The sequence below is a fragment of the Maribacter sp. 4U21 genome, from assembly GCF_002742365.1.
Classification (GTDB): Bacteria; Bacteroidota; Bacteroidia; order Flavobacteriales; family Flavobacteriaceae; genus Maribacter.
This window is the reverse complement of sequence record NZ_MDGN01000054.1, coordinates 134,904-150,307: the sequence shown is the minus strand read 5'-3', so window position 1 is coordinate 150,307 and position 15,404 is coordinate 134,904. Positions and strand designations below refer to the sequence as shown.

The following is a 15,404-nucleotide window of genomic DNA, read 5'->3' as shown; positions in this document are numbered from 1 at the left end:
TAAAACAAATTTAGGGGTATTCTTTGGAAAAGCAGAATCTCCCCAAATGTTTAAAACAAAATTTAATTGCAATTTTCTTCAGTTGAAGAAAATTATACCAATCACTCAGAATTATTGGGAACATTAAGGCGCATGGCCAAAATTGCACTAATGATGAAGAAGGCTCCTGCAAATAGGATAGCATTTATAGCGCTTCCTCCAAGTAAATATTTATAAATAGGTCCAAAAGTCAGCGTTTCTATGCCCATTGGAATAACGATCATCATATTTAAAATACCCATATAAACACCACGTCTGTCCTGCGGAACAACCTTTGACACCATGGTATAGGGAATACCCATCATAGCTGCCCAACCAATGCCGAAAAGTACCATAGGCGCTAGCACTAGTAAAGAATCATCAATAAATGGAATCGCGAACAATGCCAAACCAGTTCCTACCAAACTTAATGCATATATCTTTTTACCTCCATATTTCAAGGTAAGCGGCACAAGAGCTAAGGCCACCACCATAGTAACGATATTATATGTTAAACTCATTTGAGCCGATTGCGAAGCAGCTTCTGAAGTAGAATAACCTAGTGTAAGCTTAAAAAGTGGTGTTATGTACTGCCAGTACACAAAAAGCGCATACCATTGGAATAAGTAAACCGCACTAATTTTCCACATAAAAGCAGGCATGTCACGAATAGCACTGGCTATTTCCGAAAAAGGCTTTGCAATTCTTGCGCCAATTGGCTTACTTCTATCATGGTTAATTTCAGCTAACTCTTCTGCTGATGGAGGAATTTCCGGTGTTTTTAGAACAGACCATAAAATAGTTGCTATGGAAAGTATACCTCCTATATAAAAAGAATAGTATAGCCACTGTGGTATGGAACCCGCTACTTCAATGGATTCATCTCCCAACAGGTATTGAAACAATACGATAGACCCATTTGCTAAAAGAATACCCGCCCCTACAAATAAGCTCTGCATTTGGAAACCCAAACTCAATTGCTTTTCAGGCAATTTGTCCCCTACAAAGGCGCGATAAGGCTCCATGGCCATATTGTTACCTACGTCAAGAATCCAAAGCAAACCTACGGCGAACCAAAGAACAGGACTTGTTGGGAAAGCAAAAAGACATAAACTACCCAATATGGCCCCTATTAGAAAATAGGGCTTACGTCTTCCCCATTTAGGAGACCATGTTTTATCTGACATAGCCCCAATAATGGGCTGAACAACCAAGCCGGTAACCGGCCCAGCGATATTTAAAATAGGAAGCATATCCTCTGGAGCACCTAAATAAAGGAATATAGGATTAATTGCAGTTTGCTGGAGACCAAAGCTATATTGGATTCCAAGAAAACCAACATTCATATTAAAGATCTGCCAAAAACTGAGGCTTGGTTTCGCTATTTTCATCTTAACGTTTAGTTTGGTTGAGTATTGATGTCAAAATCTTAAAAATCTGTATAAAAAATCGATAATTCGTAAAATTTAAGCTCTTCCAAGATAGTATTTTTAATGCTTGATGCGCCATCAGCATCCAAAAAAAGAGCTAAGTTACCCAACGAAATCGATAGAGTTATCTAACCAATCACTTAAGAAATTTAATATTACGCTGTAGTCCAGAGAATTTGGTTCGTTTTACGGCGGATTTTTGGAATACTTTTTTAAAAACATCTTCTGTAATCTCCTCCCAATCTTTTTTGGTCATGGATAATAAATCCGGATGTGGATTGAACAGCGGTTCTTGATGTGGTTTTGAAAATTTGTTCCAAGGACAAACATCTTGGCATACATCGCAACCAAAAGCCCAATCATCAAACTGACCTTTAAATTCACTGGGAATCTCGTTCTTAAGTTCTATCGTGAAATAAGAAATACATTTACTACCATCCACCACATAGGGCTCTGTTATAGCCTGCGTAGGACATGCATCTATACATGCGGTACAGGTGCCACAATGGTCGGTGACCGGGGAGTCGTAGGCTAACTCCAAATCAACAATGAGTTCTGCTATAAAATAAAAAGAACCCACTTGTTGTGTTAGTAGATTGCTATGCTTACCAATCCAACCCAAACCACTTTTAGCGGCCCATGCTTTGTCCAAGACCGGGGCAGAATCTACGAATGCTCTTCCATTGACCTCACCGATTTGTTCGGAGATGAATTCTTGAAGTTGTTTTAATTTGGATTTTATCACAGAATGGTAATCATGACCATAAGCATATTTAGAAATCTTGTAGGTATCCTCTTTTTGGGTTTTTTCTGGATAGTAATTCAGTAAAAGTGAAATGACCGATTTGGCACCATCGACCAATAAACGTGGGTCTAAACGTTTGTCAAAATGGTTCTCCATATATGTCATTTCGCCATGCATATTATTGTTCAACCACTTCTCTAAACGGGGGGCCTCCTCCTCTAAAAAATCAGCCTTAGAAATTCCGCATGACAAAAAACCAAGGCGCTTGGCTTCGGTTTTTATAAGTTCGCTTGTCTTGGAAAAATTCATCTTGGTATAAAATGAAGTTTAACACTAACGGGTTTCAAGGAAATTAATGGATTAATAAGGACTTCATCATCCACCGGTCTTAGGGTAAAGCTACGAAGAATCTCGGCCACCGTCAAAATCATTTCTTGCATGGCAAAGTTATTACCTATACACATTCTTGGCCCGCCACCAAAGGGAAAATAATAATCGGAATAGTCCCTTTTATTTGCAGGGTCGAACCGCTCTGGCTGGAAAGCGTTGGGAGATTCCCAAAAACGCGAATCCCTATGCAATTCGTAAATGGCAAGCAACAACATTGAGTTTTCAGGTATTTCGTAATCCTCTATTTCATCTTTTATAATAGATTCCCGGTCAATATAGTACGCAGGCGGATACAAGCGCATCCCTTCCTCTATACACTGTTTTACATAAGCCAATTTTCGTAAACTTTCCATCTCAATACCCTCCGTCCAATCTATCGCATTTATTTCTGCAAAGGCTTTTTCCTGTTTTTCCGGATGTTTGGCCAGTAGGAACAATATAAATCCTAAGGCATTTGCCGTAGTCTCATGTCCCGCTGCAAACAGTATTAAAATTTCATCGATCAGTTGCTTTTCTGGCATACGGCTTCCGTCCTCATAAGTAGCCTTAAGAAGCATATCCATCAAATCATCTTTTTCAGAATCTTGAGCCAACCTCTCCTTTATAATGCTACTTAATATAGCGCGTGCCTTTAAGGAAAGTTTGATATGTCTATTTATTTTACCCGAAAACTTATACCACCAATTTAGATAGGGTTGTCTCATTTCTTGGATGAGCATACGCTGATTGGCTTCCGTAATTTCTTTCAATGCTGACATTTGCACTTGAATATCGTCTCGACTGAAAAGGGATGTTGCCACTACTTGAAATGCGAGGTCCCCCATTAATGGATAAATATCCTGTATTTCTCCGGCTTTTATCTTGGACAACTCCCCTTTTATGGCCTGGTACATAATCTGTAATAATCCCTGTAGTTTTCTTTTATGAAAAGCGGGCTGTATCATCCTTCTGTGATTACGCCAATGCTCCCCGTTTGAGGTGAGCAGACCACGTCCAATGTACTTTGCCAGGTCCACCGTTTGAAGTGAGGATTTTTGATAATGTTTTTGCTTTGTTTGAAGGATCTGCTTGATAAATTTGGCCTGTCTGGTAAAGATGATCCGTTTCTTGAGACCTACAGCCACTTCAAAAGTATCTCCTAAACGGTTAAAATTATCGTGATGAAAAGGTATCGGGTTTTTAAGGATCTGTTTTCTGTTTTTAAAAACATGGGTCCTTGATACCACTGGTAGTTTTTTCATTTAAAAAAGTCCAGGTTGTATTCCTCCTTTAATTCTGCCCAAATGCTTGTAAGCTAACTCCGTTACTTCCCTGCCCCGCGGAGTACGCATAATAAAACCCTGCTGTATCAAAAATGGCTCATACACCTCTTCTATGGTTTCCGAACTTTCCGAAACTGCCGTGGCCAAGGTAGTGATACCAACAGGACCTCCTTTGAACTTGTCTATAATGGTAGTAAGAATCTTATTGTCCATTTCATCCAATCCGTGCGCATCAACATTCAATGCTTTCAAACTAAATTTAGAAATTTCCATATCTATATCGCCATTGCCCTTTATTTGAGCAAAGTCCCGTACCCTGCGGAGCAATGAATTACAGATACGCGGAGTTCCTCTACTACGCCCCGCTATTTCGATGGCCGCCTCATTGGAAATCTTGACCTTCAAAATTTCTGCGCTACGCTGAACAATGGTAGATAACAACTCCGTTGAATAGTACTGCAACCTACTTTGTATACCAAAACGCGCCCGCATTGGTGCTGTCAATAGTCCAGACCTTGTCGTTGCACCAATCAGTGTAAAGGGGCTGAGATTAATCTGAACCGATCTTGCATTAGGCCCAGTCTCTATCATGATATCAATTCTATAGTCTTCCATAGCGGAGTATAAATACTCTTCCACGATAGGGCTTAAACGATGTATTTCGTCAATGAACAGCACATCTCGCTCATCCAAATTAGTGAGAAGACCTGCTAAGTCTCCCGGTTTATCCAACACCGGACCAGAGGTTATTTTGATGCCTACGCCCAATTCATTGGCCAAAATATTCGCCAAGGTGGTTTTACCTAAACCGGGAGGCCCATGAAATAAAGTATGATCTAAGGCTTCACCTCGCTGATTGGCTGCTTCTACAAAGACTTTTAAATTCTCCAAAACCTGCTCCTGACCGGTAAAATCGTCAAAACTAACTGGTCTTAAAGCTTTTTCAATATCCAGCTCTATATCGGAAAAACCATCTGCGGAAGGGTCTAAGTACTCATTCATATCCTAACAAAGATAGGGAAACGGGTTAAAGTAATTCATGGTAGGGTTTGCATTCTTTAGGAAATTTTAAACGAATAATTCGTATTTTCAACTCATGGAAAAGAAAATTTACTCCGCCGGTATTTTACAATATATCCCGATATTTTACGTGATCTGGTCAGACGATTTGGTTTCGACATCAGAAATAAACGTAGTAGAAAAGGCCATCGGTTCAGACGATAGTCTATCTAAAGAAGAGAAGAAGGTGTTGACGTCTTGGCTAGCGGTAAATAATCCTCCTGCCAACGAAGAATTCAAGGCTTGGAAAAATATCATTTCCAATTCAGGAGTTAAACTCATCGAAAGTGAGACTTACCCACTGACCACTTTTAGTCAAAAGGTGGTTTGTCATTACAAAGATTCGTGTCCGTTTAACGAGAGTCTAAAAGCTATTGAAATTAATCTAGGTATACAGCCCAATCACTACAACCATCTTTTTGATGTGGAGGTTGAACATGAGAGCGTTTCGGATTTCTATGATGCCAAAGAAATAGACCTTGTTCTAAAGGGTAAGAACGCTGCCGTAGTAGACAATTTTAGGGCTGTTTTAAATCATGACATTTTTAAGTGGGACGTTCATAGAACAAAAGAGGATTTCCGAAAAATTGTTCTTGATCAGGTTAAATATCTCGCTTCCAAGGGGTACGGCGCCATGGCCTATCCCAAAGCATACGGAGGAACCAATGATATGGAAGGCTACGCCACTATTTTTGAGAATATGATGTATGTTGATGGAAGTCTTACCATAAAATTCGGCGTACAGTTTGGTCTGTTCGGAGGTAGTATTCAAAAATTGGGCACCAAAAAGCATCACGATAAGTACTTGAATAAAACTGGAGAGGCCGATTTACTAGGTTGTTTCGCCATGACCGAAACGGGTCATGGTTCTAATGTAAGAGGCATTAAAACTACCGCCACTTATGATAAAAAAGCTGATGTCATTGTGTTGCATACACCAGGAGAGAACGATAATAAGGAGTATATAGGAAACGCTTTAGATTCCAAAATGGCTTCAGTTTTCGCCCAGCTCATCGTAAATGGAAAAAATGAAGGTGTGCATGCTATCTTGGTGCCGTTACGGGATGAAAACCACAAGCTGTTGCCTGGAATCAAAGTTGAAGACAACGGTTACAAATTAGGTCTTAATGGGGTTGATAACGGGAAAATATGGTTTCATCAAGTGAGTGTTCCAAGAGAAAACCTATTGAACAAATACGGGGAAATCGACTCGGAAGGAGTCTATACATCCGACATCCAGAACCCTAATAAGCGCTTTTTTACCATGTTGGGAACCCTAGTCGGGGGAAGGATATGCGTAGCCCGTGCTGGACTGGGAGGAGCTAAAATGGCTCTTGCAGTCGCTATTAAACATGCTTTGAAAAGAAGACAATTCAATGATAGTATAAAAATTCAAGAAGATTTGTTGATGGACTATCCTACTCATCAACTACGTTTGACACCTTTGGTAGCTAGTGCGTATGTGTATCATATCACATTGGATAAGATGATGGAGGTATACTGTGATGAAAATCAACCGGACAAACGCAAAGTAGAAACTCAGGTAGCGGGGTTGAAATCCATAATCACCTGGTATGCCAATAATACCATTCAGGAATGTAGAGAAGCCTGTGGAGGTAAAGGTTATTTATTAGAGAACCGTATTGCAGATTTAAAAGGCGATGTAGATATCTTTACCACTTTTGAAGGAGATAATAACGTATTGCTCCAGCTAGCGGCAAAAGGTGTACTATCGGATTTTAAGGCAGAGTTTAACAGTGCAGGATTTACTTCTGTTTTGAAACTTCTGAGTCAGCAGTTGAGCGACAAACTAGCAACTGTAAATCCATTATACGCCAATAAGGTAGATGCTGAGCATTTATATAATCCAAAATTTCACAAGCACGCTTTTGAATATAGAACACGAAGGTTAACCTATACCTTGGCCATGCGCATACGAAGTTATATTAAAAAAGGCGTACCTTCTTACCAAGCTTTTTTAAAAGTACAGACGCATTTATTAGCCTTAGGAAAGGCATATAGCATTGAACTCGCCTACTCGACATTTGCGTCCTTTACGGATTCAATAACTGACGAAAAAAATAGGGCACTATTTCAAAAATTGGGAACGCTTTACGCACTATCGGAACTACGAAAAGATACCTCATGGTTCTTAGAGCAGGGCTACATTGGCAGCGCTAAATCAAAAGCTATACGACAAAGAACCGAACGATTATGTACCGAGTTACGTCCTCATATAGAAGTGTTGGTAGATGGTTTTGGCATACCCGACCATTGTATGTCGGCACCCATAGCTCGTTAGTTATTTTTTTTATCCAATTGTGAGGTATCTAAAAAGTCCAGTATGGTTATTTTAGGGTTTCCGTACAAACTTGTTTTAGAAGAGCCTCTAGAAGATAGTTGAAAGTCCTCCAGCACATTTACTCTTGCATTTGGAGAATCTTCAGAAACGACTAGGGCCGTATTGGATTCCAGTTTTTCTGCTTTAAGGTTACTGTTCCCATAAAGTTTGGCCGTCAAGAAATCGGTTGTCCCTTCTAACTTGGCCGAGGCGTTCTTATACATGTAAATGGTATTCTTTTCCCCAGTAGCATATATCTTTGCGTCTATTCTGTCCTTTAAGGTAAGATTAAGCGAGTTGCTCGCCACGTTGAAATCTCCAGAGCTAATCCCTTCCATGTCTATATCAATAATATCGGCAGTTGCATTCAGCTCAAGTCTTGCAGTACCAGAGGTCTTCACCGTAAGTCTATCGGAGGATATCACATCTTTCATGCTTATCTCTCCGTTCCGCATGGTTAGTCCATCCAGCTCCGTATAGTATACCACAATATTAAGTTTCTTTTTGGAGGTGATTTTATAAAATGAGGAAATAATCAAGGTGCTATCCGTCACTTTAAACTTCAACACATCTATTAAATTATCGTCGGCTTCCAAAGTGTATCCCTCATTCGAAGCCTTCTGTAACAAAATTTCAAGATCATCGTTGAGCTGTATGGCATGAAAGGCAGGCAAGTCTTCACGCACTTCTACAACATTCTTATTCCCCTTTATTTTTGGTTTTCGTTGGGCAAAGGAATACGTATAACTAAATATAATTAATAATAAAATGACTCTTTTCATGTGTTCTAAAGTATTTCTGAATATAAAATATGGATTTAAAGGTATTACAAAAATTCAATATGTCTCTACTACACTTATTATCAAAAAAAATGCCCAACTTGAAAAAGCTGGGCATTTTATTAAATATATGTCTATATCAATGATTCAATTCCTCCTCATCGTTCTGTAGGGGAATATGCTGTGGTACAAAATCCTGCCCTGGGATAATGTACTCACCGTTCTCATCTACTTTACTATAATCATAAGCCCAACGGTGCACGTGGGGAATAGCTCCAGGCCAGTTGCCATGAATATGCTCCACTGGGGTTGTCCACTCCAATGTGTTAGACTTCCACGGGTTCTGTGGTCCCTTTTTACCATAGAACATACTGTACACGAAGTTAGCTACGAATACTAATTGTGCTGCTCCTGCTATTAATGCAAAGACCGTCATTAATATTTGAACATCTGCCAGCTCGTCGAACATTGGGAAAGCTGTGTTTTGATAGTATCTCCTAGGTACACCCGCCATACCGACGAAGTGCATCGGGAAAAACACACCATAAGCACAAATGGCTGTTACCCAAAAATGCACATACCCTAAATTCTTGTTCATCATTCTACCTTCGAACATCTTAGGGAACCAGTGATATACCCCTGCGAAGAGACCGTATAATGCAGATATCCCCATTACCAAATGAAAGTGTGCTACCACAAAATAGGTGTCATGTACGTTGATGTCTAAGGTACTATCACCTAAAATGATACCGGTCAAACCTCCCGTGATGAAGGTAGAGACCAAACCAATTGAAAATAGCATGGCTGGATTCAACTGTAGATTACCTTTCCACAATGTTGTAATATAGTTGAAGGCCTTTACTCCAGAAGGTATTGCAATTAACAATGTTGTAAAAGTAAATACAGAACCTAAGAACGGGTTCATCCCTGAAATGAACATATGGTGACCCCAAACAATAGTAGATAAGAACGCTATAGCCAAGATAGAGGCAACCATAGCACGATAACCGAAAATAGGTTTACGCGCATTGGTAGACATTACTTCTGAGGTGATTCCCAATGCAGGCAACAGAACAATATAAACCTCTGGGTGACCCAAGAACCAAAATAGGTGTTCGAATAAGACTGGTGAACCACCTTGATAGTGTAGCACTTCTCCCTGAATAAAAATATCCGAAAGGAAGAAAGAGGTACCAAAACTTCTATCCATTATTAATAGCAATGCCGCAGATAATAAAACCGGAAACGATATAATACCGATGATAGCCGTCACAAAAAATGCCCATATCGTCAAAGGTAATCTTGTCATGGACATACCTTTGGTTCTAAGGTTAATGACCGTTACCACGTAGTTCAATGAACCCAATAAGGAAGAAGCGATAAAAATTGCCATGGACACTAACCATAACGTCATCCCCATACCAGAACCTGGCTGTGCCATAGGTAGCGAACTTAATGGGGGATAGATGGTCCATCCCGCAGCCGCTGGTCCTGCTTCTACAAATAGTGAGATTACCATGATTACACTTGATACAAAGAATAACCAGAAAGAAACCATATTCAAAAAGCCAGACGCCATATCTCGTGCGCCTATCTGCAATGGAATTAATAAGTTACTGAATGTACCACTAAGACCTGCGGTTAATACAAAGAAGACCATAATGGTACCGTGCATAGTCACTAAAGCTAAATACACGTCGGCATCCATTACACCGTCTGGGGCCCATTTACCTAAAAAGGTATCAAAGACCAAGAAAGACTCTCCGGGCCATGCCAATTGCATTCTAAATAATAACGACATTGCTATGCCGATAAAACCCATTACCAAAACACCTGTAATGAGGTATTGTTTGGCAATCATTTTATGATCCTGACTAAAGATATATTTTGTTACAAAAGTCTCTTTGTGATGATGATGTCCATGATCGTCATGTGCATGTTCATCTACATGTGCTGTTACTGCTGACATAATCGAATTCTTTTTTTATTAATTTTCTTTTTCTAGCCTACTTCTAAAACCTAAATCTAACTATTGCCCTACTGATACACCCTCTACGGTATTGAAAGCAGGATTAGTTTCATCTTTAAGTACGGTCTCCGCAAATGTTTTTTGCTGCTCCATCCATTCATTATACTCCTCTTCCGTCTCCACAATTATCTTCATTTGCATGTTGTAATGAGACGTCCCACAAATTTTATTACATAACAAAATATAATCAAATTCCCATGGATCTAAAACATCCTCCCCACTTGCAGATTTCTCTGCCCTAATTTTGTTTGTTCGCTTTACCTTATCTACCACATCAGGATTCATTCTCATTTCCTCCGTCGTATAAATGGGTGTAAACGAAAACTCCGTAATCATACCAGGAACGCAGTTCATCTGCGCTCTAAAGTGGGGCATATAAGCCGAATGCAATACGTCTTGAGAACGCATCTTAAAGTTCACTTTTCTACCTACTGGCAAATGCAATTCTTTAACGATAACATCATCGGCAGCATAAGAATCAGCTTCATCCAATCCCATGACATTAGCACGGTCAATATCTATCATCCGAACATTAGCTCCCCCGAGAACGTTATCCGCCCCTCCATATCTGGCCGTCCAATTGAATTGTTGCGCATAAAGCTCAACGATAAGAGGATCATCCTCATCATTAACATCCATAATATTCGTCCACGTATAAAGCCCCCATAGAATCAAGCCGGATAGAACAATAACTGGAATAATGGTCCAAATAAACTCTAATCTATCATTATCCGCATAAAACAAAGCTTTCTTTCCCTTTTCTCCTCGGTATTTATAACTGAAGTAATACAGCAAAGCCTGGGTAATTGTCTGAGTAATAAAGATTATCACAAAGGAAACCAGCATTAAGTAATCGTATTCCTCGCCATGGTCCGACGCTGCTTCTGGCAATAAAAACTTACCATACTTCCAGAAACTGAATATGGTAATTCCGTAAATGAAAATCAAAAAAGCGAACAATAGATAACCATTATTTTTGTTATCCGAATCGTTTGCTATTTCCTGATTATCAGTTTTAAGCTGAGATAATTCAAATATTTTGGTCATTTGCCAGATGGCAATTGCCACGAGAACTAAAACTGCTAAAGTTAATAATGTAGTCATTGTATGATTTAATATTATACCTTAAAACTTACTAATAATGAAAGTGTCTACTTTCTTCAATAAATGGGTTTCTTTTGGGTTGCAAAGGCGCAGTTGAAAGCGCTCTGAAAATCCAAAAAATAAAGAATCCCGCAAAGAACAATATGGAACTTATCTCCGGTATTCCAATATACCATTGGTCACCCACTGTAGCAGGCATAATTGCATTAAAGATGTCCATATAATGACCTGCCAGTATTACCACTCCTGCCATTACTACAAACCAGTTGACACGTTTATAGTCACTGTTCATCAACAAGAGCACAGGAAATAAGAAATTCATCGCCACCATACCAAAAAACGGCAACTTATAGTCTTCTATTCTAGTCACGTAATATGTTACTTCCTCAGGAATGTTAGAGTACCATATAAGCATGAACTGGGAAAACCATAAATAGGTCCAGAATATACTTATACCGAACATAAACTTAGCCAAATCATGAATATGACTGTCGTTCACTTCCTTTAAAAGACCTTTAGATTTTAGGTAGATAGTAACCATAGCGATAACCGTAATACCTGAAACAAACATACTTGCGAAAATATACCATCCAAAAAGGGTGCTGAACCAGTGCGGGTCTACACTCATGATCCAATCCCATGACATAATGGATTCTGAAATTAGATAGAATACTAAAAAGGCCGCGGATATTCTAAAGTTCAATTTAAAGTTAGAATTATCATCCGACTCGTCTTGTTGTAAAGACAATTTTCTAGAGTACTCACGATATGCTATCCAACCACCCAAAAATAATGCAGCTCTAATTAGGAAAAACGTAGGATTCAAGTATCCGGATTTACCTTGCAATAAAGCATCATGCGCTACCACATCTGCATCCATCCAAACGAATAAATGGTTCATATGAAGTACGGACAGCAGTAGTATAACGAAAACAACAATTCCTCCAGGTACCAAATAAGCCGTTATACCTTCCATTACCCTAAACAATAGAGGAGACCAGCCCGCTTGCGCAGCACGTTGTATGGCATAAAATGCCAGAACACCCAGGGAAATCATCATAAAAAAGAATGCCGCAACATACACTGCCGCCCAAGGCTTATTCTGCAACTGGTGCAGTAAATGTTCATCGTGTGAAGCTCCATGTTCCTCTCCGTGAGCTTCAGCCGCCCCGTGGCCATCTGCAACCATTGGATGCGCCGCTTCTTCCGCATGATCTCCACCGTGACCATCATCATGGCTGGCTACCATAGCTTTTGCTTCCTCAACGGTACCAGGTGCCATAACAAACCCGCCAATTATTCCAACAAGTCCTACGGCCATTAATACAATGGAAGCAATCTTAAGTCTATTTGAAAACGTATACATAGTATGGTTTTACCTATTATTTGGTTAAATCTTGTTTCAATTTCATAACGTACTCAGAAACCTGCCACATCTCGGTCGTATTCATCTGAGAAGCGTACGACCCCATAGAGTTCAATCCGTATTGCATGGTATGGTACGTAGTCCCAACAGTAATATTTCTAGCCGCATCGTCATAGCTTGGAACTCCTAAAATCTTTTCTCGTTTCACTAAAGTACCTTGTCCTTTTCCCTTATCACCATGGCAAATAGCACAGTAAATCGTGTACAATTGTCCTCCTACGGCCAAATTTTCCTCAGTACTCAAAGAATCTAACGGACTTTCATTTAATCTAGCAATTTCTTTACCCTCTGGACTATTCGGAATATCGTACGGCAGCCAACCCCTATTTATAGTGTTTGCCGGTGGTAGCATAGCTTCAGAACCATTAGGCAAAAAGTCTACTTCCTCATAGGTTTCATAACCTACAGGTTCGTACATATTGGGCATATATTGGTAATTCGGCTTACTATCGTCCTGACATGCTATAAAAGCGAACATCAAACCTATTACTAATCCTATTTTCTTAAAACTGTTCATATTTAATGACTGTTTTTCTCTGATATATTAATTTCTACTGCTCCAGTATCTGCCAACAAATCTTTTAATTCCTGTTCGTTACCATGAATTTCAATTTCCATTAAGAAATGGTCATCCGTAGTTCTAACATCTGGATTTTCGGCTTTTTTAAACGGCCACAATCTACTTCTAAGGTAAAAGGTTATTACCATAAGGTGTGCCGCAAAGAAAACCGTAAGCTCAAACATGATTGGCACAAATGCCGGCATATTCTCCAAGTAGCTGAAACTTGGTTTACCACCGATATCCTGTGGCCAATCCTTTATCATAATGAAATTCATCATTAGTATCGCCACTGTTAAGCCCACACAACCATACAAGAAAGATGTTATCGCTATTCTTGTAGGAGCTAACCCCATAGCTTTGTCCAGACCATGTACTGGAAACGGACAATAGACCTCTTCTATATGATGCTTGGCCGCCTTCACCTTCTTAACAGCGTGCATCAGCACGTCGTCATCGTTGTAAAATGCCTGTATAACCTTTGATGCCATAGCCTACTTTTTGTTATTTAATACTTTTGCCTGTCCGGCCCAATCATCTCTCTGTGCCCTTCCTGGGAAAGATCCGGTAATTGAATCTAACAAATCATATTCCTTTGCCGTCATCCTTGCAACTTGTGCAAAAGTGAAGATCCCGATTTCATTCAATGTCGCTTCCATTTGAGGACCGATGCCCTTTACTTTTTTAAGATCGTCAGCAGTTTCTTTCGTCGAGTCAAATGTTCCAATAGAACTCAGCAACTCTGTCACTCCGACCTTATCCCCTTCTTTGGGAACGACCTCTCCCATCAACACATCCTGAGTAACACGCTCTTTAATGACCGCTTTTGTTGTTGGAATTTCATACAACGGTTTACCTGCATCCCTTAATGCCTTATACTTTCCTCCAGAGGACTTTAGTATTGATTTTACTTCTGCCTGCGCAATAACAGGAAAGGTTCTTGAATACAATAAGAAGAGTACAAAGAAAAATCCTATAGTTCCAATAAAAATTCCGATATCTACGAATGTTGGGGAGAACATTGTCCATGAAGATGGTAAATAATCCCTATGAAGTGATGTCACGATAATTACAAAACGCTCAAACCACATTCCTATATTTACTACGATAGAAATAAAGAAGGAAAACATGATGCTGGTACGTAGTTTCTTGAACCACATGAACTGTGGCGAAAATACATTACAAGTCATCATAGCCCAATATGCCCACCAGTAAGGACCTGTAGCCCTGTTCAAAAACGCGTACTGCTCGTACTCTACTCCGGAGTACCACGCCATGAACAATTCCGTAATGTACGCACAACCTACGATAGAACCCGTAATCATAATTACGATGTTCATTAATTCAATATGCTGTACCGTAATATAAGCTTCTAGACTACACACCTTTCTCATTATAATGAGAAGCGTATTTACCATCGCAAAACCTGAGAAGATAGCACCTGCCACGAAGTAAGGAGGGAAAATTGTAGTATGCCATCCCGGTATTACCGAAGTAGCAAAGTCAAACGATACAATAGTGTGTACAGAAAGTACCAGAGGAGTGGCCAAACCTGCCAAAACTAAGGACACCTCTTCAAAACGTTGCCAATCTTTGGCTCTTCCGCTCCAACCGAAACTTAATATTCCATATATTTTCTTCTGGAAAGGCAAAACGGCCCTATCACGAATCATTGCAAAGTCAGGAAGCAAACCTGTCCACCAAAACACCAGTGACACGGACAAATACGTTGATATCGCAAATACATCCCAAAGCAATGGTGAATTAAAGTTTACCCATAACGAACCAAATTGATTGGGAATGGGCAATACCCAATAGGCCAACCAAGGTCTACCCATGTGTATGATAGGAAACAACCCAGCCTGTATTACGGAAAAGATGGTCATCGCTTCTGCAGAACGGTTAATAGCCATTCTCCATTTCTGACGGAATAGCAGTAATACCGCAGAAATCAAGGTTCCGGCGTGACCGATACCTACCCACCAAACAAAGTTGGTAATATCCCAAGCCCAGTTAACAGTTTTATTAAGACCCCAAGTACCAATACCTGTGGAAATCGTATAAATTATACAACCTACTCCCCATAAAAAAGCGACCAAAGCTATGGAAAAAACTATCCACCAATGCTTATTGGCTCTTCCTTCAACAGGGGCGGCAATATCCACGGTTACATCGTGGTAGCCTTTGTTTCCGACTACTAAGGGTTTTCTTATAGGAGCTTCGTAATGCGACGCCATAGAATTCTGTTATAATTACTTTCTA

12 protein-coding genes are annotated in these 15,404 nt (G+C 39.8%); 1 reads left to right on the top strand and 11 read right to left on the bottom strand.

The annotated features are described in order from the left end of the window. Positions 1–101 precede the first annotated feature (101 nt). The 4 genes from BFP77_RS11545 to ruvB form a co-directional block, all read right to left on the bottom strand. Entirely contained in the window at positions 102–1,409 is a 1,308-nt protein-coding gene (locus tag BFP77_RS11545) for an MFS transporter (protein WP_099574176.1), read from the bottom strand. 175 nt (positions 1,410–1,584) lie between these two features. Further along, positions 1,585–2,502 (bottom strand): tRNA epoxyqueuosine(34) reductase QueG, encoded by a 918-nt coding sequence (gene queG, locus BFP77_RS11540; RefSeq protein ID WP_099574175.1) that lies wholly within the window; start codon positions 2,500–2,502, stop codon positions 1,585–1,587. Next, positions 2,499–3,824 carry a cytochrome P450 gene (locus tag BFP77_RS11535; protein ID WP_099574174.1) on the bottom strand — a complete coding sequence of 442 codons (1,326 nt, stop codon included), beginning with the start codon at positions 3,822–3,824 and terminating at the stop codon, positions 2,499–2,501. Before BFP77_RS11535 ends, queG begins: the two co-directional genes overlap by 4 nt. Then, positions 3,825–4,847, bottom strand: a complete 1,023-nt coding sequence (ruvB, locus tag BFP77_RS11530; RefSeq protein ID WP_099574173.1) for a Holliday junction branch migration DNA helicase RuvB — start codon at positions 4,845–4,847, stop codon at positions 3,825–3,827. A gap of 94 nt (positions 4,848–4,941) precedes the next feature. On the opposite strand from ruvB, the gene BFP77_RS11525 reads away from it, so the two are divergent. After that, positions 4,942–7,206, top strand: a complete 2,265-nt coding sequence (locus BFP77_RS11525; protein ID WP_099574172.1) for an acyl-CoA dehydrogenase family protein — start codon at positions 4,942–4,944, stop codon at positions 7,204–7,206. Here the strand turns inward: BFP77_RS11525 and BFP77_RS11520 are convergent. The 7 genes from BFP77_RS11520 to nrfD all read right to left on the bottom strand — a co-directional run bounded on the left by BFP77_RS11520 (position 7,203) and on the right by nrfD (position 15,379). Next, a complete protein-coding gene (locus tag BFP77_RS11520) occupies positions 7,203–8,027 on the bottom strand; it encodes a GIN domain-containing protein (protein WP_099574171.1) in 825 nt (274 codons plus the stop codon). The genes BFP77_RS11525 and BFP77_RS11520 overlap by 4 nt on opposite strands. A gap of 136 nt (positions 8,028–8,163) precedes the next feature. Continuing rightward, on the bottom strand, positions 8,164–9,993 hold the full coding sequence (locus BFP77_RS11515; RefSeq protein ID WP_099574170.1) for a cytochrome c oxidase subunit I: 1,830 nt from the start codon (positions 9,991–9,993) through the stop codon (positions 8,164–8,166). Positions 9,994–10,053: 60 nt separating this feature from the next. Beyond that, complete coding sequence (locus BFP77_RS11510; RefSeq protein WP_099574169.1) at positions 10,054–11,157, bottom strand: cytochrome c oxidase subunit II; 1,104 nt, start codon at positions 11,155–11,157, stop codon at positions 10,054–10,056. A gap of 31 nt (positions 11,158–11,188) precedes the next feature. Beyond that, complete coding sequence (locus tag BFP77_RS11505) at positions 11,189–12,523, bottom strand: quinol:cytochrome C oxidoreductase (RefSeq protein ID WP_099574168.1); 1,335 nt, start codon at positions 12,521–12,523, stop codon at positions 11,189–11,191. Positions 12,524–12,539: 16 nt separating this feature from the next. Continuing rightward, a complete protein-coding gene (locus BFP77_RS11500; protein ID WP_099574167.1) occupies positions 12,540–13,100 on the bottom strand; it encodes a c-type cytochrome in 561 nt (186 codons plus the stop codon). 2 nt (positions 13,101–13,102) lie between these two features. Then, entirely contained in the window at positions 13,103–13,633 is a 531-nt protein-coding gene (locus tag BFP77_RS11495; protein WP_099574166.1) for a DUF3341 domain-containing protein, read from the bottom strand. Positions 13,634–13,636: 3 nt separating this feature from the next. After that, the gene (gene nrfD / locus BFP77_RS11490; RefSeq protein ID WP_099574165.1) at positions 13,637–15,379 is read right to left on the bottom strand and encodes an NrfD/PsrC family molybdoenzyme membrane anchor subunit; all 1,743 of its coding nucleotides are present in this window, start codon (positions 15,377–15,379) and stop codon (positions 13,637–13,639) included. Between the last annotated feature and the right edge of the window lie 25 nt (positions 15,380–15,404).

Bases quoted from the DNA above. Each gene is read 5' to 3' on its own strand.
- BFP77_RS11535 (WP_099574174.1), bottom strand. From the start codon at position 3,824: ATGAAAAAACTACCAGTGGTATCAAGGACCCATGTTTTTAAAAACAGA.
- nrfD (WP_099574165.1), bottom strand. From the start codon at position 15,379: ATGGCGTCGCATTACGAAGCTCCTATAAGAAAACCCTTAGTAGTCGGA.
- BFP77_RS11520 (WP_099574171.1), bottom strand. From the start codon at position 8,027: ATGAAAAGAGTCATTTTATTATTAATTATATTTAGTTATACGTATTCC.
- ruvB (WP_099574173.1), bottom strand. From the start codon at position 4,847: ATGAATGAGTACTTAGACCCTTCCGCAGATGGTTTTTCCGATATAGAG.
- queG (WP_099574175.1), bottom strand. From the start codon at position 2,502: ATGAATTTTTCCAAGACAAGCGAACTTATAAAAACCGAAGCCAAGCGC.
- BFP77_RS11525 (WP_099574172.1), top strand. From the start codon at position 4,942: ATGGAAAAGAAAATTTACTCCGCCGGTATTTTACAATATATCCCGATA.
- BFP77_RS11495 (WP_099574166.1), bottom strand. From the start codon at position 13,633: ATGGCATCAAAGGTTATACAGGCATTTTACAACGATGACGACGTGCTG.
- BFP77_RS11505 (WP_099574168.1), bottom strand. From the start codon at position 12,523: ATGTATACGTTTTCAAATAGACTTAAGATTGCTTCCATTGTATTAATG.
- BFP77_RS11510 (WP_099574169.1), bottom strand. From the start codon at position 11,157: ATGACTACATTATTAACTTTAGCAGTTTTAGTTCTCGTGGCAATTGCC.
- BFP77_RS11515 (WP_099574170.1), bottom strand. From the start codon at position 9,993: ATGTCAGCAGTAACAGCACATGTAGATGAACATGCACATGACGATCAT.
- BFP77_RS11500 (WP_099574167.1), bottom strand. From the start codon at position 13,100: ATGAACAGTTTTAAGAAAATAGGATTAGTAATAGGTTTGATGTTCGCT.
- BFP77_RS11545 (WP_099574176.1), bottom strand. From the start codon at position 1,409: ATGAAAATAGCGAAACCAAGCCTCAGTTTTTGGCAGATCTTTAATATG.